22 protein-coding genes are annotated in these 21,748 nt (G+C 58.4%); 10 read left to right on the top strand and 12 right to left on the bottom strand.

Annotated elements, in window-relative coordinates:
• Positions 1–3 precede the first annotated feature (3 nt).
• The 5 genes from LG327_RS03590 to pilG all read right to left on the bottom strand — a co-directional run bounded on the left by LG327_RS03590 (position 4) and on the right by pilG (position 4,441).
• Complete coding sequence (locus LG327_RS03590) at positions 4–903, bottom strand: CheR family methyltransferase (protein WP_404365860.1); 900 nt, start codon at positions 901–903, stop codon at positions 4–6.
• Between the two features lie 27 nt (positions 904–930).
• Entirely contained in the window at positions 931–3,006 is a 2,076-nt protein-coding gene (locus LG327_RS03585; protein ID WP_404365857.1) for a methyl-accepting chemotaxis protein, read from the bottom strand.
• A gap of 81 nt (positions 3,007–3,087) precedes the next feature.
• A complete protein-coding gene (locus LG327_RS03580; protein WP_404365855.1) occupies positions 3,088–3,633 on the bottom strand; it encodes a chemotaxis protein CheW in 546 nt (181 codons plus the stop codon).
• A gap of 19 nt (positions 3,634–3,652) precedes the next feature.
• Positions 3,653–4,015, bottom strand: coding sequence for a twitching motility response regulator PilH (gene pilH / locus LG327_RS03575; RefSeq protein WP_166256775.1), 363 nt, complete (start codon positions 4,013–4,015; stop codon positions 3,653–3,655).
• A gap of 33 nt (positions 4,016–4,048) precedes the next feature.
• Positions 4,049–4,441 (bottom strand): twitching motility response regulator PilG, encoded by a 393-nt coding sequence (gene pilG, locus LG327_RS03570; protein WP_404365851.1) that lies wholly within the window; start codon positions 4,439–4,441, stop codon positions 4,049–4,051.
• A 301-nt stretch (positions 4,442–4,742) separates the two neighbouring features.
• Here pilG and gshB point away from each other — a divergent pair, with 301 nt between their 5' ends.
• From gshB to LG327_RS03535, 7 genes are all read left to right on the top strand, one after another.
• Entirely contained in the window at positions 4,743–5,708 is a 966-nt protein-coding gene (gshB, locus tag LG327_RS03565; protein ID WP_404365848.1) for a glutathione synthase, read from the top strand.
• A 57-nt stretch (positions 5,709–5,765) separates the two neighbouring features.
• On the top strand, positions 5,766–6,623 hold the full coding sequence (locus LG327_RS03560) for a TonB family protein (protein WP_404365845.1): 858 nt from the start codon (positions 5,766–5,768) through the stop codon (positions 6,621–6,623).
• A 14-nt stretch (positions 6,624–6,637) separates the two neighbouring features.
• On the top strand, positions 6,638–7,069 hold the full coding sequence (gene ruvX / locus LG327_RS03555) for a Holliday junction resolvase RuvX (protein WP_404365842.1): 432 nt from the start codon (positions 6,638–6,640) through the stop codon (positions 7,067–7,069).
• Between the two features lie 24 nt (positions 7,070–7,093).
• Positions 7,094–7,612, top strand: a complete 519-nt coding sequence (gene pyrR, locus LG327_RS03550) for a bifunctional pyr operon transcriptional regulator/uracil phosphoribosyltransferase PyrR (RefSeq protein WP_404365838.1) — start codon at positions 7,094–7,096, stop codon at positions 7,610–7,612.
• A gap of 53 nt (positions 7,613–7,665) precedes the next feature.
• Positions 7,666–8,679 carry an aspartate carbamoyltransferase catalytic subunit gene (locus LG327_RS03545; RefSeq protein ID WP_404365835.1) on the top strand — a complete coding sequence of 338 codons (1,014 nt, stop codon included), beginning with the start codon at positions 7,666–7,668 and terminating at the stop codon, positions 8,677–8,679.
• The gene (locus LG327_RS03540; RefSeq protein ID WP_404365832.1) at positions 8,676–9,983 is read left to right on the top strand and encodes a dihydroorotase family protein; all 1,308 of its coding nucleotides are present in this window, start codon (positions 8,676–8,678) and stop codon (positions 9,981–9,983) included. The genes LG327_RS03545 and LG327_RS03540 overlap by 4 nt, the downstream gene beginning before the upstream one ends.
• Positions 9,984–10,183: 200 nt before the next feature.
• Positions 10,184–11,173 (top strand): putative solute-binding protein, encoded by a 990-nt coding sequence (locus LG327_RS03535; protein ID WP_404369197.1) that lies wholly within the window; start codon positions 10,184–10,186, stop codon positions 11,171–11,173.
• A 61-nt stretch (positions 11,174–11,234) separates the two neighbouring features.
• Here the strand turns inward: LG327_RS03535 and LG327_RS03530 are convergent, their stop codons facing one another.
• Positions 11,235–11,507: an HU family DNA-binding protein gene (locus LG327_RS03530; RefSeq protein WP_404365829.1), complete on the bottom strand. Its 273-nt coding sequence runs from the start codon at positions 11,505–11,507 to the stop codon at positions 11,235–11,237.
• A 261-nt stretch (positions 11,508–11,768) separates the two neighbouring features.
• Between LG327_RS03530 and LG327_RS03525 the strand changes: the two genes are divergently transcribed.
• Positions 11,769–12,833 (top strand): hypothetical protein, encoded by a 1,065-nt coding sequence (locus LG327_RS03525; RefSeq protein WP_404365826.1) that lies wholly within the window; start codon positions 11,769–11,771, stop codon positions 12,831–12,833.
• 30 nt (positions 12,834–12,863) lie between these two features.
• Positions 12,864–14,945, top strand: a complete 2,082-nt coding sequence (locus LG327_RS03520; RefSeq protein WP_404365823.1) for a TRAP transporter large permease subunit — start codon at positions 12,864–12,866, stop codon at positions 14,943–14,945.
• Positions 14,946–15,013: 68 nt separating this feature from the next.
• Here the strand turns inward: LG327_RS03520 and LG327_RS03515 are convergent, their stop codons facing one another.
• The 6 genes from LG327_RS03515 to mutM all read right to left on the bottom strand — a co-directional run bounded on the left by LG327_RS03515 (position 15,014) and on the right by mutM (position 20,255).
• Entirely contained in the window at positions 15,014–16,546 is a 1,533-nt protein-coding gene (locus tag LG327_RS03515; protein ID WP_404365820.1) for a phosphoenolpyruvate carboxykinase, read from the bottom strand.
• Positions 16,547–16,792: 246 nt separating this feature from the next.
• Positions 16,793–17,647, bottom strand: a complete 855-nt coding sequence (gene hslO, locus LG327_RS03510; protein WP_404365817.1) for an Hsp33 family molecular chaperone HslO — start codon at positions 17,645–17,647, stop codon at positions 16,793–16,795.
• Between the two features lie 62 nt (positions 17,648–17,709).
• Positions 17,710–18,129 (bottom strand): ribosome-associated heat shock protein Hsp15, encoded by a 420-nt coding sequence (gene hslR, locus LG327_RS03505; RefSeq protein ID WP_404365814.1) that lies wholly within the window; start codon positions 18,127–18,129, stop codon positions 17,710–17,712.
• A 41-nt stretch (positions 18,130–18,170) separates the two neighbouring features.
• Complete coding sequence (gene yrfG, locus LG327_RS03500; protein WP_404365811.1) at positions 18,171–18,860, bottom strand: GMP/IMP nucleotidase; 690 nt, start codon at positions 18,858–18,860, stop codon at positions 18,171–18,173.
• 67 nt (positions 18,861–18,927) lie between these two features.
• Positions 18,928–19,266: a hypothetical protein gene (locus LG327_RS03495; protein ID WP_404365809.1), complete on the bottom strand. Its 339-nt coding sequence runs from the start codon at positions 19,264–19,266 to the stop codon at positions 18,928–18,930.
• A 176-nt stretch (positions 19,267–19,442) separates the two neighbouring features.
• Positions 19,443–20,255, bottom strand: coding sequence for a bifunctional DNA-formamidopyrimidine glycosylase/DNA-(apurinic or apyrimidinic site) lyase (gene mutM / locus LG327_RS03490; protein WP_404365806.1), 813 nt, complete (start codon positions 20,253–20,255; stop codon positions 19,443–19,445).
• A 275-nt stretch (positions 20,256–20,530) separates the two neighbouring features.
• On the opposite strand from mutM, the gene LG327_RS03485 reads away from it, so the two are divergent.
• The gene (locus LG327_RS03485) at positions 20,531–21,706 is read left to right on the top strand and encodes a fatty acid desaturase (RefSeq protein ID WP_404365803.1); all 1,176 of its coding nucleotides are present in this window, start codon (positions 20,531–20,533) and stop codon (positions 21,704–21,706) included.
• Positions 21,707–21,748: the final 42 nt, after the last annotated feature.

The raw sequence follows: 21,748 nt of genomic DNA, 5'->3' as shown, positions 1-21,748 counted from the left end.
CGGTTACTCTTCGTCAGACTGGCGGCGGATCCACGCCAGTACATTTTCCGAGGGCACCCGTTGCAGGCAGGGAGGCTGCCAGTCGGTCAGCTCTCCCTGGCCCAGAACAAGAAGGCCTCCCGGTGCCAGTCTCTCTGCAAGCCGTTTTACGATTTCGCGCCGTCGCCAGCGACGAAAGTAAATCAGCAGGTTCTGGCAGAAAATTATGTTCATGCCGTGCATTGGCGCATGGTTCAGTTCCAGCACATTAAGCCGGGTGAAACACACTCGCTGCCGAATGCTCTCGACAATTTCCACGGTATTCCGTTCTGCTGGCCGGAAATACCGGTTTTTAAGCTCCTCGTCCATGGTGATCAGCTTGCGGGCACTGAACAGACCCCGCTGGGCCTTTTCTATTGCCGGCTTGCTGATATCGGAGCCGGTAACACCAAAAAGTGGTGGCAGCTCCAGCTTGGTCATACTTTCGTTCAACAGCATGGCCAGGGTATAGGCCTCTTCACCGGTTGAACAGCCCACGCTCCAGGCCTCCAGGGGGCGTTTTTTAAGGGCTTCCCGGGGCCTTGTCAGAATGTAATCCGATACCAGGCGGAAGGCATCCGGATCTCTCAGGAAGCGGGTTTCCTGAACTGTCAGGCGATCCACCAGAATGGACCATTCCGCAATCGCCTCCGGCCCCGATACCACTTTTTCGTAGTAGGCCTGATAGCTGTTACAGCCTATTTCGCGCATCCGGATCCCGAGGTTGGTCTCAAGGAAGGATTTGCGCTCGACTGTCAGCGTCATGCCGGTTCGGTGCTCCAGCAGAGTCCGCCACTGACTGAACTGCGCCTCATCCATTTCCGGGAGTCGGCGCAGGGACCAGATGCCGGAACCTGCTGACGGGTCTGTCCGGGTTTCAACCATAAACCGTCAGCAACTCTGGCGGGGCATTCAGCTTACCACCGGCACGTCACTGTCTTCTTCCTGCTCGCTTTCCGACGCATCTTCCTCAGGCAGCGTGAAGTCGGATACCGAGGAGCGCAGCTGGGAAGCCATCTCGGCCAGGTTGCCGATCGACTTGGCGGTGGCGTTGGTGCCTGAGGACGTCTGGGAGGTAATTTCCTGGATAACGTTCATCGTGTTGGAAATGTGGGCCGCCGATGAAGCCTGCTGACGGGCCGCGTTGGAGATGTTCTGGATCAGTTCCGCGAGGTTCATGGAAACGTTTTCGATTTCTTCCAGAGCGACACCGGCGTCCTGAGCCAGACGAGCACCTCGGACCACCTCGGCAGTGGTATGCTCCATCGAGATAACCGCTTCGTTGGTGTCAGACTGGATCGTCTTGACCAGTGCCTCGATCTGCTTGGTTGCCGCTGACGAACGTTCCGCCAGACGCTGAACTTCGTCCGCAACCACCGCGAAGCCCCGGCCTGCATCACCGGCCATGGAGGCCTGGATGGCAGCGTTCAGGGACAGGATGTTGGTCTGGTCCGCAATGTCGTTGATCAGGGATACGATGTCGCCGATTTCCTGTGAGGACTCACCCAGACGCTTGATCCGCTTGGATGTTTCCTGGATCTGCTCACGGATGTTGTCCATGCCGCGGATGGTGTTCTGCACCACTTCCGCGCCTTTCTTGGCGATGGCAACGGAACGCTCCGCAACTGCCGAGGACTCGGCCGCGTTGGAAGATACCTGGTCGATGGACACCGCCATCTCGTTGACCGCCGCGGACGCGCCGGCAATTTCCTGGGCCTGGTGCTCGGAAGCATCCGCCAGGTGCATGGCCGTGGCCTGGGTTTCCTGGGCCGCCGAGGCAACCCGAACGGCGGTGCCACGAATCGCCTGTACCAGCCCGCGCATCTGGTCGATTGCGTAGTTGATGGAGTCGGCGATGGCGCCCGTGAAATCCTCGGTTACCGTCGCCTCGGTTGTCAGGTCACCATCCGCCAGGTCAGCCAGTTCGTCCAGCAGTCGCAGGATCGCATTCTGGTTCTGTTCGTTCTGCTCCTGGGTGGTTGCCAGCCGCTCCTGGGCTGCCCGGTACAGGGAAAGACCGATCAGTACAAGGATGCCCGCCATGGCGGCCAGCAGTACATAGGCAAGGGCGGGGCTGATGAAGCGTGAGTTGGCCTGGATGGCGAACTGATCAGACAGGTTGGAGGTCTCGTTCAGCAGGATCTGGGAGTTCTGGAAGATCTCGCTGGCGGCGCGACGAACCTTGAAGAGGTCGGGAGAGGCCTCAAGGATGGCGTCAACGTTCTGGGAGACAAACTCGAATAGCTCGGCGACCGCCTCCAGACCGTAGATGGCATCTTCATCTTCAACACGTGAGATGCCCATGGCCGGATTGCCCTGAACCTGGCCTTCCAGGACCCGCCCGAAAAGGGCGGCGTCGCGGCCAAAACGGTCGGCTGCAATAACTGCGTCTTCATCGCCCGATAGCACGTTGTTGACCGAACGTACAATGCGTTCTGCCAGCAGGGACTGGCGCTGTGCCAGGGCAACCTGTTCGGCCGGGGCGTCATTTTCCAGCAGGATCTGCACGATGTCGTCGTATTCAACCTGCAGCTGGGGGATGGTTTCGTTCAGGGTCTGGGCCACGGAGTGGAGGCCAAGAACAGCTTCCCGGGAGCTGAGGATGCTTTCTGCGTTGTCCCGGACCTGATCCCAGGTCTGCTGTACAGGACTCCGGGCGGCCAGTTCGCTGGGCGGAAGGCCGGTATCCGGGTTGCCGGTGATGAGGTAGCCCCACAACTGTGAGAACTCGTCCCGCGACCGCCGCAGTTGGTCAAAGGCCTCAGCAGTGCCGCCGGCAGCCTCGGACGCATTTTTCGCGATCTCCTGGGAAAGTACCCGGAGTTCGTTTGAATGGGCGATGTATTCCTGGTCGTTCTGGCTGTCCCTGTTGATGATAAACAGCACCACAACGAGCAGGATGGTCAGTGCGATCAGTGCGACAATCAGGCCGCCAACAAACTTGTTGGCTCCCTGGGCCGCGCTCAATCTTCCGGCTCTATTCTTCATTTTCTGGCTCCCGGCCTCTTCATTGGCAAGTTAAAGTCCTGCGGGTTTCTGGAATGCATGGTGATGGTCCTGCCATCGCCATCACCACTGGGCAACGTCCAGAAAGCGCTCGTCGTCCATCAGTTCGAAGGTCGAAAACACTTTCCAGGTTTCTTCATTGCGCTCATAACCGCCCTGAACGAAGGGCTGAACGCCTGCGGGGACATCCGGGGGGGCTGGCACAAAGTTGTCCACCGCGAAATACTGCATGCCTGATACGCTGTCCACCACCAGGCCACTGAAGACATCTCCCTGCTCGATAACGAGAACCCTGCGCTCCCGCTGGCTCCTCGCCGCACGGGGCAGATCGAAAAAATGAGCAAGGTCAATCAGCGGAAGGAGGCGCCCCCGAACATTGGCGGCACCCAGCATAAAGGCACGAACCCCCGGTACATGGGTGTAGCGGGGGACATGGAGAATTTCTACAACTTCGCCCATCGGAGCGACGTAGCGCTGGCCGGCGAGGACGAAGCCTATGCCATTCCAGAGTTCTACTGCTTCCTGCTGCTCCGGCAGACCGGAGGCAAGTGTCCGACTGCGATGGGCGATATCCGTCAGCACGGCATAAGGGGCGGCCTGGTCGGACATGCTTACTCCGTACTGTAGATCAGGCAATCAGACTGTTGATCGTTTTGATCAGGTCGTCTTCATTGACAGGCTTGACCAGGTAACCCTTGGCGCCCTGGCGTGTTCCCCAGACGCGATCGGTTTCCTGATCCTTGGTGGTAACAATGACGACCGGGATGGAAGCGGTTTCAGGGGCGCGGGTTAGCTGGCGGGTTGCCTGAAAGCCATTGAGGCCGGGCATGACGACATCCATGAGCACCAGATCCGGAGTTTCTGCGCGGGCCTTGGCTACGCCATCAGCGCCGTTGTCGGCGGTCAGCACTTCGTGCTTGTGCTTTTCCAGGATACTTGAGATTTTCTTAACCTCGGTGGGTGAGTCGTCAACAATCAGAATGCGGGCCATGGTTTCCTCAATAGGTCTTTACGTCAGCGTGCGTTAGCGTTCCGTCTGGGGAACGTACTGGCGAATCGTGTTAAGTAGCTCATCCTTGCTGAACGGCTTGGTCAGGTACTGGTCTGATCCGACAATTCGACCCTTGGCCTTGTCGAAGAGTCCGTCTTTGCTGGAAAGCATGATGACCGGCGTCTTTTTGAAGGCTGAGTTGTTCTTGATCAGGGCGCAGGTCTGATAGCCGTCGAGCCGGGGCATCATTATATCGACAAAAATGATGTTTGGCTGCGTGTCTGCAATCTTGGCAAGAGCGTCAAAGCCGTCAGTGGCGGTAATTACATCACAACCAACCTTTTTGAGAAGGGTTTCTGCGGTGCGACGAATGGTCTTGCTGTCGTCAATCACCATAATCTTCAGGTTTTCGAAGTTGTCATCCATCGTGCAACAGCCTTGAGCTCAACGAGTGTCGTTTTTTAACCGGGCATTTTTAACACACTATTTAAAGGTGTTCTATGAGACCGGCTTATTTATAGATTATTGGCGGCAAGAGCAAAAGCATAACTTTGTGACCAAATGTATTGATGTGCGCCAGTTGCCGCCCGTCTCCGCCCGATTCAGGTGCATTCAGCGCCCGGGTGCAATACCATCAACTGCAGCATAGCACTTTAAAACCAGCATGCTCTGTTGAATGGGTTCAATTTTTACCTGTAATTTCCGGATACTGAGGGGCAGGGGTGAAATGACAGTTCGAGTCGGCGTGGTGATGGATCCCATCGAGGCCATTCACTATAAAAAAGACAGTACACTGGCCATGCTCTGGGCTGCACAGCAGCGGGGCTGGAAAATTGAATACATGGAGTTGCCCGATCTCTACCTGAAAGGTGGTGAGGCCCGTGCCAGAACCCAGGATCTGACTGTGGACTTGAATCCCGATGGCTGGTTCCGGTACGGCCAGTCACGGGACAGGGCTCTGGCAGACCTGGATGTGATTCTGATGCGCCAGGACCCTCCGGTGGACAGGGAGTTTCTCATTGCCACCTGGATACTGGAGGCTGCGGAACTCCGGGGCACATTAATGGTCAATCCAATGGCGGCTTTGAGGGACTGCAACGAAAAACTGTTTGCTACCCGGTTCGAGGACTGCACACCTCCGGTTATTGTTACGCGATCCCCCGAGCGCCTGAGGGCGTTTTATGCGGAACACGGCGATGTCGTCATGAAGCCCGTTGACGGCATGGGCGGCAAGTCCATATTCAGGGTCAAACCGGGGGACAATAACCTGGGTGTGATTATTGAGACTCTGACCAATGATGGCCAGCATCAGATCATGGCGCAGAAGTTCATCCGCGAGATCAACGAAGGGGACAAGCGTATTCTCCTTATCGAGGGGGAGCCGGTGCCTTACGCACTGGCACGGATTCCCTCAAAAGGGGAAAACCGGGGCAACCTGGCAGCCGGCGGTCGTGGCGAAGGCCGGGAGCTGACTGCAAGGGATCGGGAAATCTGTGACAGGGTGGGACCGGTGCTCAGGGAGAAAGGGCTGATCTTTGTGGGCATAGATGTGATAGGGGACTATCTGACGGAGATCAATGTCACCAGTCCAACCTGCATCCGTGAGCTGGACCTGGCCTTTGACATCGACATTTCCGGTCAGCTGATGGATGCCATCGCCCGTCGCCTTGATAGTCGGCCGGCGAGGGGCTGAAATTGAAGCCGAACCCTTCGCAGGTTCAATAACAGACGTATTGGGTAAGCAGGACAGATGGCAGTTCAGGTCAGTGATTTCGATCGATTCTCTTTTACGCTTTTCATGGCGCTGGCGCTTCATGCCGTGCTGGTGCTTGGCGTTACCTTTGCGCCCGACCTGCCCTCCCGGTCCTCGGAGACCATGGAGATCACGCTCTCCCAGTTCGATGATGAGCAGGCGCCGGACGAGGCCGACTTTCTTGCCCAGACCAGCCAGCAGGGCAGTGGCAGCGAGGAAGAGCGACGGCAGATAACCAGTCCGGAGCCGGTGGAAATGCCAGCAGAGGCTGAGGAGCAGGTGCTGCCGCAGGAGCCAGCGCAGACCCGGCCTGCAGTGCAGCCGGAGCGCCAGGTGGTCGAGACCCGCAGCAACAGCGAGCCGGCCGCGCGCCAAAAACCGGAAGATCAGCAGGTGCCCGACGACGCTCCGGTCCGGGACCACAGGAGCCTCATGGAACGCAGCCTTGAGATTGCAAGGCTTGAGGCCCGCTACGATGAACAGATGCAGGCCTACGCCAAGAAGCCCCGGGTGCTGCGGGTAACCGCTGCTTCCACCCTGGGATCCACCCATGCCTGGTACGTCCAGAACTGGATCGACAGGGTTGTCCGCGTCGGCAATCTCAATTTCCCAACGGATGCCCGTGGAAAGAGTATTCATGGTGCTGTCCGGCTACTGGTGGTGGTCAAATCCGACGGTACTCTCAAGGAAGTCAATATTCTGGAGTCTTCCGGCAGTTCGGTTCTGGATGATTCTGCCATAAGGATCATGCGTATGGCGGCCCCCTTCGCCTCGTTTTCAGAGAGCATGGAAATTGACCGGATCGAAATCATCCGGACCTTTTCGTTCCAGCGAAAAGGGCTGAGCTCGCAATGAAGGAAGCTTCCGCCATGGCTGAACCAGGCCGGCGCCAGGTGCTCGCCTTCGATTTTGGCACCCGCCGGATTGGAGTGGCCTTCGGCCAGGAGATGCTTGGCCGGGCTCGCCCCTTAACCCTTCTTGCAGCCCGGGATGGAATTCCGGACTGGCTAACCATAGAATCCCTGATCCGGGAGTGGCAGCCTGATCAGCTGGTAGTGGGGCTTCCTCTGAACATGGATGACACGGAAAACGAAATGTGCGCCCGGGCACGGAAGTTTGGCAACCGCCTTCACGGCCGTTTTCATCTTCCGGTTGCCATGGTGGACGAACGGCTCACCAGCTTTGAGGCAAAGGGTGATGTCCTGGCAGCAGGAGGCAGCCGTGATTTCGGCCGTCATGGTGTGGATGACAGGGCGGCGGTACTGATCCTGGAAACCTGGTTCAGCCAGGTGGCCGGCTAACGGATAGGACAGGCGAGGGCATCAATGACCAGTTTGCTGAGTATGGATGAATTGCTGGATGGGCTGGAAAGCGGGCTAAGGCGGCAGCTTACAGACCGCAATATCGAAAACCCTGCAATTGTAGGCATCCGCACCGGGGGAGTCTGGCTCGCGGACGTCATGACCCGACGTCTGGGCCTTGGTACCGCGTACGGCGAACTGGATATCTCATTTTACCGGGATGATTTCAGCCGGATTGGTCTCAACCCCCGTGTCCAGCCATCCCACCTGCCCTTCCAGACCGAGGGCAGGGACGTGATCCTGATCGACGATGTGATCATGAGTGGCCGGACCATCCGTGCTGCAATGAACGAAATTTTCGACTATGGGCGTCCCGCCAGTATCATGCTTGCCACGCTGATCGACCTGGGGGCCCGGGAGCTGCCAATTCACCCGGATGCTGTGGGCCAGAAGCTGACACTGGACCCCCACAAGCGGGTCAAGCTGACCGGACCGGAGCCGCTTCAGGTGGAAATCAGGGAGACCGGGCAGTCGCTGCCATGACCGGCGGGCACCTTATTTGAAAGGCATGTAACAGACAAGGCAGGCGGGCAACCATGACGGTAAACGATCCTTTTTCATCTTCCCTCCAGCTTACGGATGAAGGCCGGCTCAAACATTTTCTGACCCTGGATGGCCTGGACCGGGATCTGCTCACCGACATCCTGGATACCGCTGATTCCTTCATCGAAGTGGGTGCGCGCTCGATCAAGAAGGTGCCCCTGCTTCGTGGCCGCACCGTCGTAAACCTGTTTTTCGAAGCCAGTACGCGAACCCGCAGTACCTTTGAGCTGGCCGCCAAGCGGCTGTCGGCGGATGTTCTGAACCTTGATATCAGCACGTCAGCCACGTCAAAGGGTGAAACCCTCTCCGACACCCTGCTCAATCTGGAAGCCATGGCCAGCGACATGTTCGTTGTGCGCCACTCCCAGAGCGGTGCGCCCCACTTCATCGCGGAAACCGTGACCCCGGGCGTCGCCATCATCAATGCCGGCGACGGCCGCCATGCCCACCCCACCCAGGCCATGCTCGACATGCTCACCATCCGCCAGCACAAAGGATCATTCAGTGGCCTGCGGGTGGCGGTGGTGGGCGACATTCTTCACTCCCGGGTTGCCCGTTCCCAGATCCGTGCCCTGAACACCCTCGGCGTGGAAGAGATACGGGTGATCGCTCCTGCAACGCTGCTCCCGAATGATGTGGAAAGTCTGGGCTGTAAAGTGGAATACGACATGGCGCGAGGCCTCAGGGACATCGATGTAATCATCATGCTGCGGCTGCAGCGGGAGCGCATGGAGGGTGCGCTTCTGCCGAGCGAACGGGAATTTTACCGACTCTATGGTCTGAATCAGGACAAGCTGGCGCTGGCAAATCCCGGCTGCATAGTCATGCATCCCGGGCCCATCAATCGGGGTGTCGAAATCGAATCAGCGGTCGCCGATGGTCCGCAGTCGGTCATTCTCAGCCAGGTCACCAATGGCATCGCTGTCCGGATGGCCGTCATGTCCATGGCGATGAGCGGCCAGGTATCGGAGCGAAGCCGAATGGCTGCCGAAGGAGCAGGAGTATGATCAGTAAACCGGTTCACTCGGTCAGGATTTCCGGGGTCACCCTGCTGACCGGTGCCGCAACCGGCCAGGAGCCCACCAGTGTACTGTTACGTGACGGTTTTATTTCAGCCTTTGGCGATAGCGCCCGTCATGAACCGGTCGATGAGGAATTTACGGCTGACGGCTGTTACCTGAGTCCCGGGTTTGTTGACCTGTACTGCAATCTCCGGGAACCGGGAGACAGCCAGAAGGGGAGTATTGCTTCTGAAACCCTGGCTGCCGCCCATGGTGGTTTTACCACAGTCTGTGCAGCTCCGGATTCTTCTCCGGTAAATGACTCAGGGGCAGTTACCCGTCTGATCCGGGAAGTGGCATCGGAGCGCTCTCCAATACGCATCCGGCCCATTGGTGCGGCCACCCGGGGCCTCCAGGGTGAGCTTCTGAGCGACATGTCAGGGCTGGTGGCTGCCGGCTGTATTGCGTTCAGCAACGCCGGCCAGACTTTCCGCGACGCCCGTGTTCTGCGCCGCTGCATGGCTTATGCGCGGACTTTCGATTACACCCTGATGTTACAGCCCAGCAACCGTGCCCTGGCTGCGGACGGCTTTGCCCATGACGGCCTGGTTACCGCCCGGCTTGGGCTGCTTGGCATACCGGAAGTCGCTGAGACCACGGCCGTCATGGAGTTGCTCCTGCTGGCAGAGGAAACCGGCGTGCGTCTGCATCTCAGCCAGCTGTCCACGGCACGGGCCGTGGAAATGATTGCCGATGCGCAGGCCCGGGGGGTGAGCGTATCTGCGGATGTTGCCATGCATCAGCTGGTGTTTACCGAACAGGCGCTGGCGGGTTTCGACAGCCGCTTTCATGTCATGCCTCCACTGCGCTCGGAAAATGACCGGCAGGGGTTGCTGGCGGGCGTGCGGGAGGGGGTGGTAGGTGCAATTGTCAGTCAGCATCAGCCCCACGATCCCGCCGCCAAGCGGGCTCCTCTGGGTGAAACTGCGCCGGGGCTTTCGGCGATCGAAAGCGTGCTATCTCTGGGGCTGGTGCTGGTGAACGCCGGTGAGCTGAGGCTTTCCGAGCTGATCCGGGCCCTGACGTCAGGCCCATCTGCCATTCTGGGCGAGACCGCCGGTGAGCTCAGGACTGGTGAGCAGGCCGATCTCTGTGTTTTTGATCCCGCCGCCACCTGGGTAGCCAGCGCGAACAATCTCTGTTCCCTGGGTAAACACGCCCCCCTGGTGGACCATCCTCTGCCCGGCGTCGTCAGGCACACCTTCTGCGAGGGCCGCCAGGTCTGGCCGGTTTCCGGACCCACGGAATGAAGTAAACGCCGCCCGGCTTTTACCTTCTCTGTGTGCTGCATCACAGTTCCCCCATTTTTGCTGAAACGCCCTTGGATTGGGGCGCCTGTGCCAGCGTATGCTTCCTGCTGGCGACCTAAGCTCGTCACCTGATAACCCCTGACCTCAGCTGAAAGGAAGCTTCCGTGAAAATAAAATCCCCAGTGCGCCAGCTGGTCTCGATGGTAGCGCTTGTTGCTACCCTTGGTGCACCTGCCATCGCCGAGAGCCAGAATCCGGACGACATTATCGAGCGCAGTTTCTGTGTCTTCGATCCAGTGGGTGCCAGTGGCCCCCTTTTTGCCATCACCAAAACCTTCCAGCCGGTGGCACTGAAAGAAGGCATCAAGCTGAACCTCCGTGCCTATACGGATGAGAAGGTTGCTGCCGAGGATTTCAAGGCAGGCCAGTGTGACGCCGTGCTTCTGACCGGCACACGGGCGCGGGAATTCAACAGGTTCACTGGCAGCCTTGAGGCCATGGGGGCCATACCGGGCGAAGAGGAAATGCGCCTGCTGTTCAATACCCTGAGCCAGGAAAAAGCCCGGCCGTTTCTGGTCAATGAAAATTACGAAGTGGCCGGGGTGTTCCCCGGTGGCGCTATCTATCTGCACATGCGGGACAGAAGCATCGATACGGTCCCCGAGCTGCAGGGTAAAAAAGTGGCCACCCTTGATTACGACGAGGCATCCGTTCGCATGGTGCGGCATGTGGGTGCATCCGTGGTGGGGTCCAATTCCGCGAATTTCGCCGGCAAATTCAACAACGGCAGTGTTGATCTTGCCTATGCCCCGGCCGTGGCTTACACCCCGCTGGAGCTGTACAAGGGGGTGCAGCCCAACGGTGGTGTCTTCAAGTATGCGGTTGCCTACATGAATTTCCAGGTCATTCTGCGTCGAGACCGTTTCCCGGACAGTGCGGGCCAGATGGTGAGAAACGAGTCGATCAAGCGTATTGATGAGGCTTACGAGATCATTGCCCAGGCAGAAGCTGAAATTCCGGCAAACGTATGGATTGTCCCACCGGCCGAAGATACCCGCGCCTACGACAGTATGCTTCAGACTGTGCGGCTGTCCCTGCTGGACGACGGAGTGTATGACGAGCGTGCCATCAAACTGATGCGGGCCATACGGTGCCGCGTGGATGGAACCCGTTCTGAGTGCTCATCCTGATCGGATGAGCGGGACAGGAAGTGGCCAGGAAATCTCCCGGGCCGCTTCCTGTGGCAGGGGGTTACCTGATGGCATCTTTCAGGGATTTACCTGCTTTGAAGCCCACGGAGCGACTGGCTGGAATCTGAATGGCCGCACCGGTCTGGGGGTTGCGGCCGCTTCGGGCCTCGCGGCTGCGAACACCAAAGGTGCCGAAACCAATCAGGCTGACGTCCTCGCCGCGGGCAGCTGCAGCTGAAATCTGATCGGTAAAGGCCGTTATCACTTCACTTGCCTTCTCGCGGGTCAATTCTGTCTGTTCTGCAATGGCACTGGCCAGTTCTGGTTTGCGCATCAAAAACTCCTTGGCTTCGGTTTTGGACAGGTCCCCTGGGACCTGTTCCTGGTCAGGTATAGCCTGCTGGGAAATTCTGTCAATGCCCAGCAGGAATACATGTACTCCCGCAATCCAGCTTTGAGGCGCGGGTCTCACAAAACGCGCTGGTTCTCGGGGATAATGCCAGCCTGGTTACAGTTTGTAACACAGCGTTCAAGGCTGGCCGAAGAACCCGAAGCAGTGGCTTCAAAAATAAGAATGCAGAAGGTGGAACCTATTATGACGAAATCCCGGAATCCAGTCCGGCGTTCGGGCGCAGCACTCGGTGGCGTTCGAGGTGCTATTGCCGGACTTCTGTCAGCCGCGATTCTCAGTGGCTGCGGTGCGATCAATCACATGATGTACAAGACCACCGGGGATGTCATGCAGGGTTTCTCAAAGGATCACACCGTGCCCTACCTCATGCAGCGGGACGATCTGGCCATGAGCTGTGCCATGAGTGAGGCTACCTCGCCACTTCTGATGTCATTTGGTCGGGTCACCAATGAACCGGACCAGCTGGCGGTGATGCTTTATCTTGCGGCCGGCGGCTGTGCTGAAGAAAGGGCAAGGGAAGCGGGTCTGGAAGGTCTGGCTGCCATGCATGCGCTGCGTGCGGAGGAGGCCCAGGACGCAGCAATCCGGCAGAAGCGGCACTACGCGCTGGCCGCCAGGCGTTATCACAAAGCCTGGGAGCATCATAATGCCTTTTACGGTGCGCCGGACAAAAACGGATGTCCGGATTTCGACGAAGACATAGACGGTTTCATTTACATGGCCGGCCTGCTCTCCGGACTTCAGGCGCTCAACGCTGAAATCCAGTCAACCTCCTCCATTGGGGTTCCCAAAAATATTGGGTCGACCGTGGCCCGGGCCACCAGCTGTCTGGACAATGAAACATGGTGGGGTGCCCCCATGGCCCTGCGTGCGACTGTATGGGCGATGATTCCCGGAGCTCTGCCAAACGGCGAGGACCCCTTCCAGCGTCTGGAAACGGCAGATCGCCAGGGTGAGGAAGCCGGTGTTCGGCTGAGTCATGTCTTCCATGCGATTGCAGCCGAGAACAAGGGTGACCAGGAACGCCTGCGTAATATCATTCGCCGCCATGCAGAGGCTATTGAGGCCATGCCGCCAGCGGAAGACTGGGTGATGGTGGATGCCATCGCAACCCAGGTGATCGTGTCCATTTCCGATCGCCTCTGGGTCGAGAACGTCGGCCATCGTACCCCCATGGGGCAACTGGGCACCTTCTGGGATGACCAGGCGGAAGCCACGGAAACCATGGATCTGGACGACCTCCTCTAACCCAACTTCACAAGCATTAAGGCCTGACCGATGTCTCGGAGTTCCATCAAACGTACCGGCCGGGAGTGGTTTTCGTCACTGCCTGCCTGTGTGCTGTTACTGGCGGTGGTCATTTTTTCCACCAGCAGTGATATTCACAATCAGATGCTTCGCGGTGGTGAAGCACTCTGGGGAGGTTATTACAAACTCCGGGCAGACCCGGTTGCGCCTAGCTGCGACCCGAACCGGGATCTTGAACAGGCTGTCAATGCCGAAATGGCCAAAGACAGTGACCCGGCTGATGATGACATGCTGGGTCTGCTGGGAGCCGAGGACAAGGATCCGCTGGAAATCCGGCAATCCATTGAACAGTCAATCCAGGAGTGTCGTGAGCGCCATGAACTTTATGAAGAGAGCCGGGAGCGCCTGACTCCCGCCGTCAGAGCCTATCGGGCGGTAGAACTGTTCATTGCCGATCTGATCGCCTTCGGGCTTGAATCCCAGCGCTTCATTCTGGTGATTCTGGTCATGCTGTGTGCTGCCACAGCCACGCTGACGCGCCACCATATCGCCATGCGTGCCATGGAAACCCGTCTTGATTACACCGTTTCCCATGCACTCCAGACCATCGCCAATGCCATGCTTCTGGGCTCCAGCGCCATGTTCCGGCACTCGACACTGGAGGCTGGCGGCGCGGACGTTTCCGCAGAGCGTATGCTGCTGCACAATCTCTGGATCATCGGGTTTGCATTCCTGACACTCTCCAGCCTGTATCGTCTTGTCCGGGTTCCGGATGATCTGAAACCCGGAGGAAATCTCAACAAGGCCTTACTGGCAGTGCCTCTCTACACTGTTATGTGTCTGATCTCCGGTACCTATTTTGGCCTTATCGGCCATGGAGCGGGCATCGGCATTTACCTTGGAACCATGATGGAACTGGCAGACATGTTCCTGAACGTGGCGCTTTATGTCTGGGTGGGCATGATGCTCAAGCAGACCCGCATGGCGACCCTCGTGTTCAATGTGTTTCGTCCCTGGCGTATGCCACCGGAAATGCTGGCAGTGGTCGCGGTGCTGGTAGCGGCCATCCCTACCGCCTACACAGGCGCCTCCGGTATTTTTGTTATTGCCGCTGGTGCGGTCATATACAGTGAGCTGCGGGCAGCTGGCGCCAGACGGCAGCTGGCCCTGGCGGCAACTGCCATGTCCGGCTCCATGGGTGTGGTGCTTCGTCCCTGTCTGCTTGTGGTAGTGATTGCCTACCTGAACCGTGAAGTGACCACCGATGAGCTTTTCAGCTGGGGCATCTGGGTCTTCGTGCTGACGGCGGTGCTTTTCATGATGGTGGCACTCACCGTTAATCGTCAGAGCCGGTTTGATTTCGCGCCTCTGTCCGAAGCCCTGCCAGGTACATTGAGTGCACTAAAGCCCCTGATTCCCTATGCCCTGGTCATGGCAGGCGTGATCCTGTTCTACCTGTGGGCTCTTGATGTAAAAATGGACGAGTTTTCCGCGCCACGGCTTCTGCCGGTGATCATGCTGGGCATACTGGTGTATGAGCATGTGAGTGGCAGGCGCAGGGCGCAGCGTGATAGCAACATGCCGGCAGAGCACCGTCACCAGGGCCTGGAGCGGAGCATTCGGGAGGCTACCAACGATACCACCTCGGAAATCGGCGCATTGCTGCTGCTGCTGGGGCTTTCAGTGAGTATTGGTGGTGTCATTGAGCGCTCTCACCTCATGGGAATATTCCCCCAGGCCTTTGACAGCGCATGGGCTGCCATGGTTCTGATGGTGGTGGTGCTGGTCATCCTGGGCATGATCATGGATGCCTTTGGCGCCATAATCCTGGTTTCAGCTACAGTAGCCAGCATAGCCTATGCCAGCGGCATTCATCCGATTCACTTCTGGATGGTAACCCTGGTTGCCTTTGAAATGGGCTATCTGAGCCCGCCGGTGGCGCTGAACCACCTGCTTACCCGTCAGGTGGTGGGCGAAGCGGAAATCGCTGCCGCCCAGGCCGAATCCGGTACCTTCTATCAGCGCCATGAACGGATCATCATGCCGCTGATTACCATGGGCATCGCTCTGGTTCTGGTGGCGTTCGTGCCCCTGCTGTTCTACGCAGGCTGAACCAGTAGCAGAAACCAGAAAGGCGCCGTAGAGGCGCCTTTCTGGTCTGTTCGGAAAGTGTGTCTGCGTCAGGCTTTCGGACCGGCCTCGACAATGGTCTCGGAAACGTCGAATTTCCTGAAGTTCTCCACAAACTGGCCAATCAGTTCCCGTGCCTTGTCGTCGTACTCTTCAGGGCTTGACCAGGTATTCCGGGGGTTTAGCAGTCTGCTGTCAACGCCCGTGACACTCACAGGCACCTCCAGATTGAGCAGGGGTAGATGTTCGGTCTCCACATCATCCAGCTTGCCGTCCTGGATCGCCTTGATAACCGCCCGGGTTACAGGAATGCTGAATCGCTCACCGGTGCCAAAAGGACCACCGGTCCAGCCGGTGTTGACCAGGAAGACTTTGCTGCCGAATTCATCCATCCGCTTCATGAGAAGTTCGGCATAAACGCCTGCCGGACGGGGGAAGAAGGGCGCACCAAAGCAGGTGGAGAAAGTCGCCTTCAGCTTTGACGAGGAGCCCATCTCGGTGGAGCCAACCAGGGCGGTGTAGCCACTCAGGAAATGATAGGCAGCCGCTTCCTTGCTGAGGATGGAGACCGGTGGCAGGACGCCCGTCATGTCGCAGGTCAGGAAGACGACGTGGGACGGCTCACCAGCCCTGTTCTCGGGCACACGCTTTTCAACATGCTCAAGGGGGTAGGCGCAGCGCGAGTTTTCAGTCAGGGACACATCAGTGTAGTCCGGTTCACGGGTTTCCGGATCGATGGTCACGTTCTCAACGATGGCGCCGAAGCGGATGGCGTTCCAGATAATCGGTTCGTTTTTCTGGCTCAGATCAATGCACTTCGCATAGCAGCCGCCCTCAATATTGAAAACCGTGCCGGGGCCCCAGCCGTGCTCATCGTCGCCAATCAGGTAGCGGTCCGGATCGGCGGAAAGAGTAGTCTTGCCGGTACCGGAAAGGCCGAAGAACAGGCAGGTTTCGCCGTCGTCACCCACGTTGGCCGAGCAATGCATCGGCAGAACGTCTTTTTCAGGCAGCAGGAAATTCTGTACCGAGAACATCGCCTTTTTCATTTCCCCGGCATAATGCATACCCGCCAGGAGTACCTTGCGCTTGGCAAAATTGATGATGACCGCGCCATCACTGTTGGTACCATCCCGCTCCGGGATACATTCAAAGTTGGCAACATTCAGAACCTGCCATTCCTGCTTGTCTGCCGGATTGAAGTTTCTCGGCCGGATAAAGAGGTTTTGGCCGAACAGGTTCTGCCAGGCAGTCTCGGTGGTCATCCGGACCGGCAGGTAATGCTCCGGATCAGAGCCCACATGCACCTGGGACAAAAAGCTGGTCTTTTCGGCCAGATAGGCCTCGACACGGTCCCACAGGTCATCAAAGCGCTGTGCATCGAAGGGGCGGTTGATGGGGCCCCATTCGATATCGTCGGACGTGCTGGGCTCCTCGACGATATAGCGATCCTTCGGGGAGCGGCCAGTGCGCTTGCCGGTCTGCACCACCAGTGAACCGTTGGAGGCCAGCTGGCCTTCACGTTTTTCCAGTGCCAGCTCGACCAGTCGTGCTGTGCTCAGATCATTATAAGTCTTGCTCACTTAGACCTCGCCCCAGGTTGTCTTCTAGATTGTACTGTTTATCACATGTCACGGATCAGCCGGCTTCCTGCCCGGACCCTGCTGACGAAGGGTTCTGCGGACCTGTTCTCGGAAGTTTCACAAACTGGCGGATAAATAGACAGTCGGATCAGCTCAGGCGCGCTATTATGCCAGAGACGTCCTTAAAAAACGACAGCTCTCCAGGCCCCGTGGTTGAGCGGTTTTCGCGGGATCTGGGCGCTCTCCTCAGTGCAGGACGTGGCCCAGAAAAAGCCGGTCGATATCAGTGCGGTCAAACCGGTACTGGGCGTGGCAGAACTGACAGTCCATTTCGATGGCACCCTGCTCTTGGAGAATGTCGTAACATTCCTGCTGGCCGATGGCTTTCAGTGCTGCCAGGGTCCGTTCGCGGGAACAGCTGCAGCGGAAGGCCACCGGCTCCGGCTCGAAAAGCACCACGGTTTCTTCGTGGAAAAGCCGGTGCAGGACAGTTTCACTGTCCAGCTCCAGCAGTTCTTCCGGCTTCAGGGTGCTGGCCAGGTGTTGCACCCGGCGCCACAGATCTTCATCTGGTTCGGTGCTGCCGGGAAGGCGCTGGAGCAGCAGACCGGCACACCGGGAGTCGTCCGCGAAGAGTGTCAGGGAGGTGGCAATCTGTTCGGATCGGTCGAAATAGTCTTCGAGGCACCGGGCGAGGGAGGCATGTTCGCGGGGCACCACACCCTGGTATCTCTGGCCCTGCTCCGGCGTAATGGTGATTGCCATTTTGCCCTCTCCCAGCAGGTCATCAAGGGTGTCCCTGTTGATCCCATCCTCATCATAACGTGCCAGCCCCCGCACGAAACGGTCATGACTGCACTCCGCCATCAGTGTCCGCAGGGCCCCCTGACCGCTGGCCTGCAGCGACAGGGTGCCTTCGAATTTGAGGGTGCCACTCATAAGCACACTGGCCGCGAGGGACTCGCCAAGCAGTTGCCGGATTGTTTCGGGGTAGGGAGCCTGACTGACGATGTCCGTATAGCTGCTGGCGAGCTGGACCCAGGCGCCGCGTACCTGGCTATTTTCAAAAATAAAACGCTGAAACTGATCCTGGGACGCCACGATGGACTCTCCTGCCTGCAATACTGGGTGTCGGGTCTGACGGGTTGTCGGCAAAGCCGGATTCAAAGGTTGTTCTGGTCCTTGAAGCGCTGGATGTTGCGCCGGTCTTTCTTCGATGGCCGCCGGGCGGGCGGCAGTTGGGCTGCCTGCATGGTCTTTCGCTGCCAGGCCAGGTCCTCGCGCTCCCGCACACTGTCCTCGGTTTCGTGGTAGAGCATCTGGGCTTCCGGTGCACCGCGCCGCCGGTCGCTGATCTGGTCGATAATGACCGTTCGTTCCTGGAATCCCTGGCGCAGCCGGAGTCGTCCGCCTGTTTCCACCAGCTTGCCAGGCTTGCAGCGCTGATCGTTGTAGTGAACCTTGCCACCCTCGATGGCCGCTTTCGCCAGGGTGCGGGTCTTGAAGAAGCGCGCCGCCCAGAGCCATTTGTCGAGTCTGACCTTCTGTTCGGTATCTGTGTTTCTGCTATCTGCTACGGTCATGTCTCCCCGCCTGAACTTTTCCTGGTGACAGTGTAACGTCTTCAGGAGCGGGATGGGAGGTTCTGGCGCATTCCCGGAAGCGGCATGATTTCACTGAAATGGGCAATCGAGGGAATGGTGGGGTGAGGATCACCGGGAGCCTGCTGGCTGTCGGGTGCCAGGATGGCGAGGCACTGGGCAATGCCCGCTGAAAGGGCGCTTTCCAGCACGGGAATGCTGTCGTCGATCATCAGCGTGGTGGCCGGATTGTAGGGAGTCCAGTGCTGGAGGTCAGCCCAGAAGTCGATGGCTTCCTTGGGCTTGCCCAGCTGGTGGCTTGATACGATTCCGTCCACGTGACGGTCCAGGCCGGTCACCTCGAGTTTCAGGGCGAGAGGATCCGGATGGCAGTTGGTGACAATAATGCAGTTCAGCCCTGCGGTCCTCGCCTGTTGCAGAAATTCTGTCACATGGGGGCGGTAGCCAATGCGGTCGCGAACCTCGGCCTTCAGGGCGGCAACGCTGACCGACAGCCGGTCGCTCCAGTAATCGGTGCAGTACCAGTTGAGCGAGCCCCGCTCCGCCTGAATCATGGGTATTATTTTCTGCCGCGCCTGCTCCGGGGTGAGCTGGAACTGCTGGGCGTAGCGGTTGGGCAGGTGTTCCAGCCAGAAATGGCTGTCGTAATGAAGGTCCAGAAGAGTGCCGTCCATGTCGAGGAACAGCGTGTCGAGGTTTGACCAGTTAATCATCGATCCGGCAGCCTGAGGGGATTACCCCGTAAGGCTGCCGCAGTTGGCAGCGGTTGGCAAGGGCCGGTTACCGGTTCATTTCCGGCTGTTCTACCGGCTTCTGTGTATAACCATTGGTCGTGCAGCCCAGGCACCTGACGAAGGTCGCCCTGGCCGGACCAACCACCAGGACTTCCCCGGCTTCCGCCGCATTGCCTCCCAGCAGGGAAAAGGGCAGGGATACCAGGTACACAGCACCGCCAACAAGGGTTGTTGCCAGCAATGCCGGCCTGGCGAAAAGGGCATCGCCGGTCATGGCCAGAGCTGAAGGTGTTTCATCTACGGTGCGGGCATGACCGACGGAAGCGAAGGCCAACAGGCACACCGCCAGAATTGTGGTGAAAACGCGTGAAAACCTTGCGGACATAACTCTTTTCTCCTGGGGACATTGGCCGCTGAGCCACCATCTGCAATGGCATCAGTCGGGTGCCTTAAAATCGGGCCATGTTATCGGGTACTTTGTGTTAACTATGAATCATATTTGCGTATTTTCAAACGCATTTCTGTCGCCTGCTGCGAGCAGTTGTGGCCCGCATCCGTGGATCAGCGCTGGCAGCCGGCGCAATAGACAGTGGTGCGCTGGCTCATGCGGATTTCTTTCAGCCCCCGTCCGCACTGGCGGCAGGGCTCACCTCCGCGGCCGTAAACCTGCAGGGACTGGGTGAAATAACCCGGCTTGCCCTCGCTGTTGACGAAGTCCCTCAGTGTGGTGCCACCCATCAGGATAGCCGCGCTGAGAATCTCCCTGATGGCTTCCGCCAGAAGAATGTAGCGGTCGCGGCTGATCCGGCAAGCACTTCGCCTCGGGTGAATGCCGGCCCGGAACAGGGCCTCGTTGGCGTAAATGTTGCCCACGCCAACCACTACGTGGCTGTCCATGATGAAGTGTTTTACCGGGGTTTTTTTTGTCCGTGCAAGGCGGTGTAGCCAGGGGCCGCTGAAAGCCGGGTCCAGAGGCTCGGGGCCAAGGCTGGCAAGCAGCGGATGATGCTCGCTGTCTTCTGTCCAGAGCCAGCAGCCGAAACGGCGGGGGTCGTTATAGCGAAGCCTGACGCCGGTTGTCATGATCAGCTCCACATGGTCGTGGCGCGCTGGTGGACTTTGATCGGTAATCACCCGGATGCTTCCCGACATGCCAAGGTGGACGATCATCGTGCCCCGCCTGAACCGGACCAGCAGATATTTTGCCCTCCGCTCGACCGCAAGCACTTCCTGACCGGCCAGGGTTCGGGGCAGGTGTTCCGGGACCGGCCAGCGCAGCCGGGATTCACGTACCATCAGTTTTTCAACCCGGACACCCTCAATGAAAGGTGCTATGCCGCTGCGGGTAGTTTCAACTTCGGGTAATTCGGGCAATGTAAGGCTCCCAGGGCCACAGGCCATATCAGTCAGTGAAACACATCATACAGCTCACGGAAGATTATCCCCGGCGGGGTTTCCCGGTTTTGCTGTGGGGCGGGCGCAGTTGGGCTGGCCCGTAATCTGGCTGACCCCGGACCAATATGCCATGGGTGTAATCCGTAACGAAATTATATGCAAACCGGCTTGTTCTGGCGTACATCTGTACGCTAGAGTCGGAGGTGACGTAATCGGGTCTTTGGGGCCTGACGCCTGGATTTGAGGATTGAAGTATGTGGTATACCGGTCTCCTGGACCTTTCCGTGTTGCAGCTTGTGCTGGTCGCCCTGGGCATGACCCACGTGACGATCGTGAGTGTGACTCTCTACCTGCATCGGCATTCAGCGCACAATTCGCTGGATCTGCACCCGGTGCTCTCTCATTTTTTCCGCTTCTGGCTTTGGCTTACCACCGCCATAAACACCAAAGAGTGGACAGCAATCCATCGCAAGCATCATGCGACATGTGAAACCGAGAACGACCCCCACAGCCCGGTGGTCAAAGGCCTGAAAAAGGTAGTTCTGGAGGGCGCGGAGCTCTATGCCGAAGCGGCCACCCCCGAAACCCTGGAGCGGTACGGGCAGCGCACGCCACAGGACTGGATCGAGCGCAATCTGTACAGCCGCCATCGGAACCTTGGTATTGCCCTGATGGCGGTGATCAATCTCTCCCTGTTTGGTGTTCATGGCATCTGGATCTGGGCGTTGCAGATGATGTGGATCCCGGTCTGGGCAGCAGGCGTGGTAAATGGCGTGGGTCACTATTTTGGTTATCGCAACTATGAGTGTGCGGACAATGCCCGCAACATCGTGCCCTGGGCCTTTTTCATCGGTGGCGAAGAGCTTCACAACAACCACCACACCTATCCCAATTCATCCAAGCTGTCACGGCGCTGGTTCGAAGTTGATGTGGGCTGGGGTTATATCCGCATGTTCCAGTTATTCCACCTGGCAAAGCCCAAGGGCTACCGGCCGATTGCGCACTCGGTTCCAGGCAAGATGGACATGGATGTGGAAACCGTCCAGGCCATCGCCAACAACCGTTTCGATATCATGCGGCAGTATCGCAAGCTGGTGATGGAGCCGGTGCTCCAGCAGCAGAAAACCCTGATGGAAGATGAAATCAAGCCAAGGTACCGGAAGTTCAAAAAGCTGCTTTCCCGGGAAGTGACTCTGATCCAGCCCGGGGAAAAGGAACAGCTTGAATCCCTGCTTGAAACCAATCCGGTGCTGCGCCAGATCTACGACAAGAGTCATGAGCTGCAGGCTCTCTGGCGTCGCCGTGGCGTGAAGCCCCACGAAAAGCTGCAGGCGCTGAAGGAGTGGTGTCGGGAAGCCGAGGCCAGCGGAATCCGCTACCTTGAGGACTTCTCCGCCCACCTCAGGTCGTATTCTCTTCGCCCGGCCTGACAGCCGGCGGCTGCAAAAACCCCGTTCCAGTTGAGCGGGGTT

This window comes from Marinobacter sp., from assembly GCF_044799475.1.
Lineage (GTDB): Bacteria > Pseudomonadota > Gammaproteobacteria > Pseudomonadales > Oleiphilaceae > Marinobacter.
This window is presented reverse-complemented; position numbering and strand designations above follow the sequence as displayed.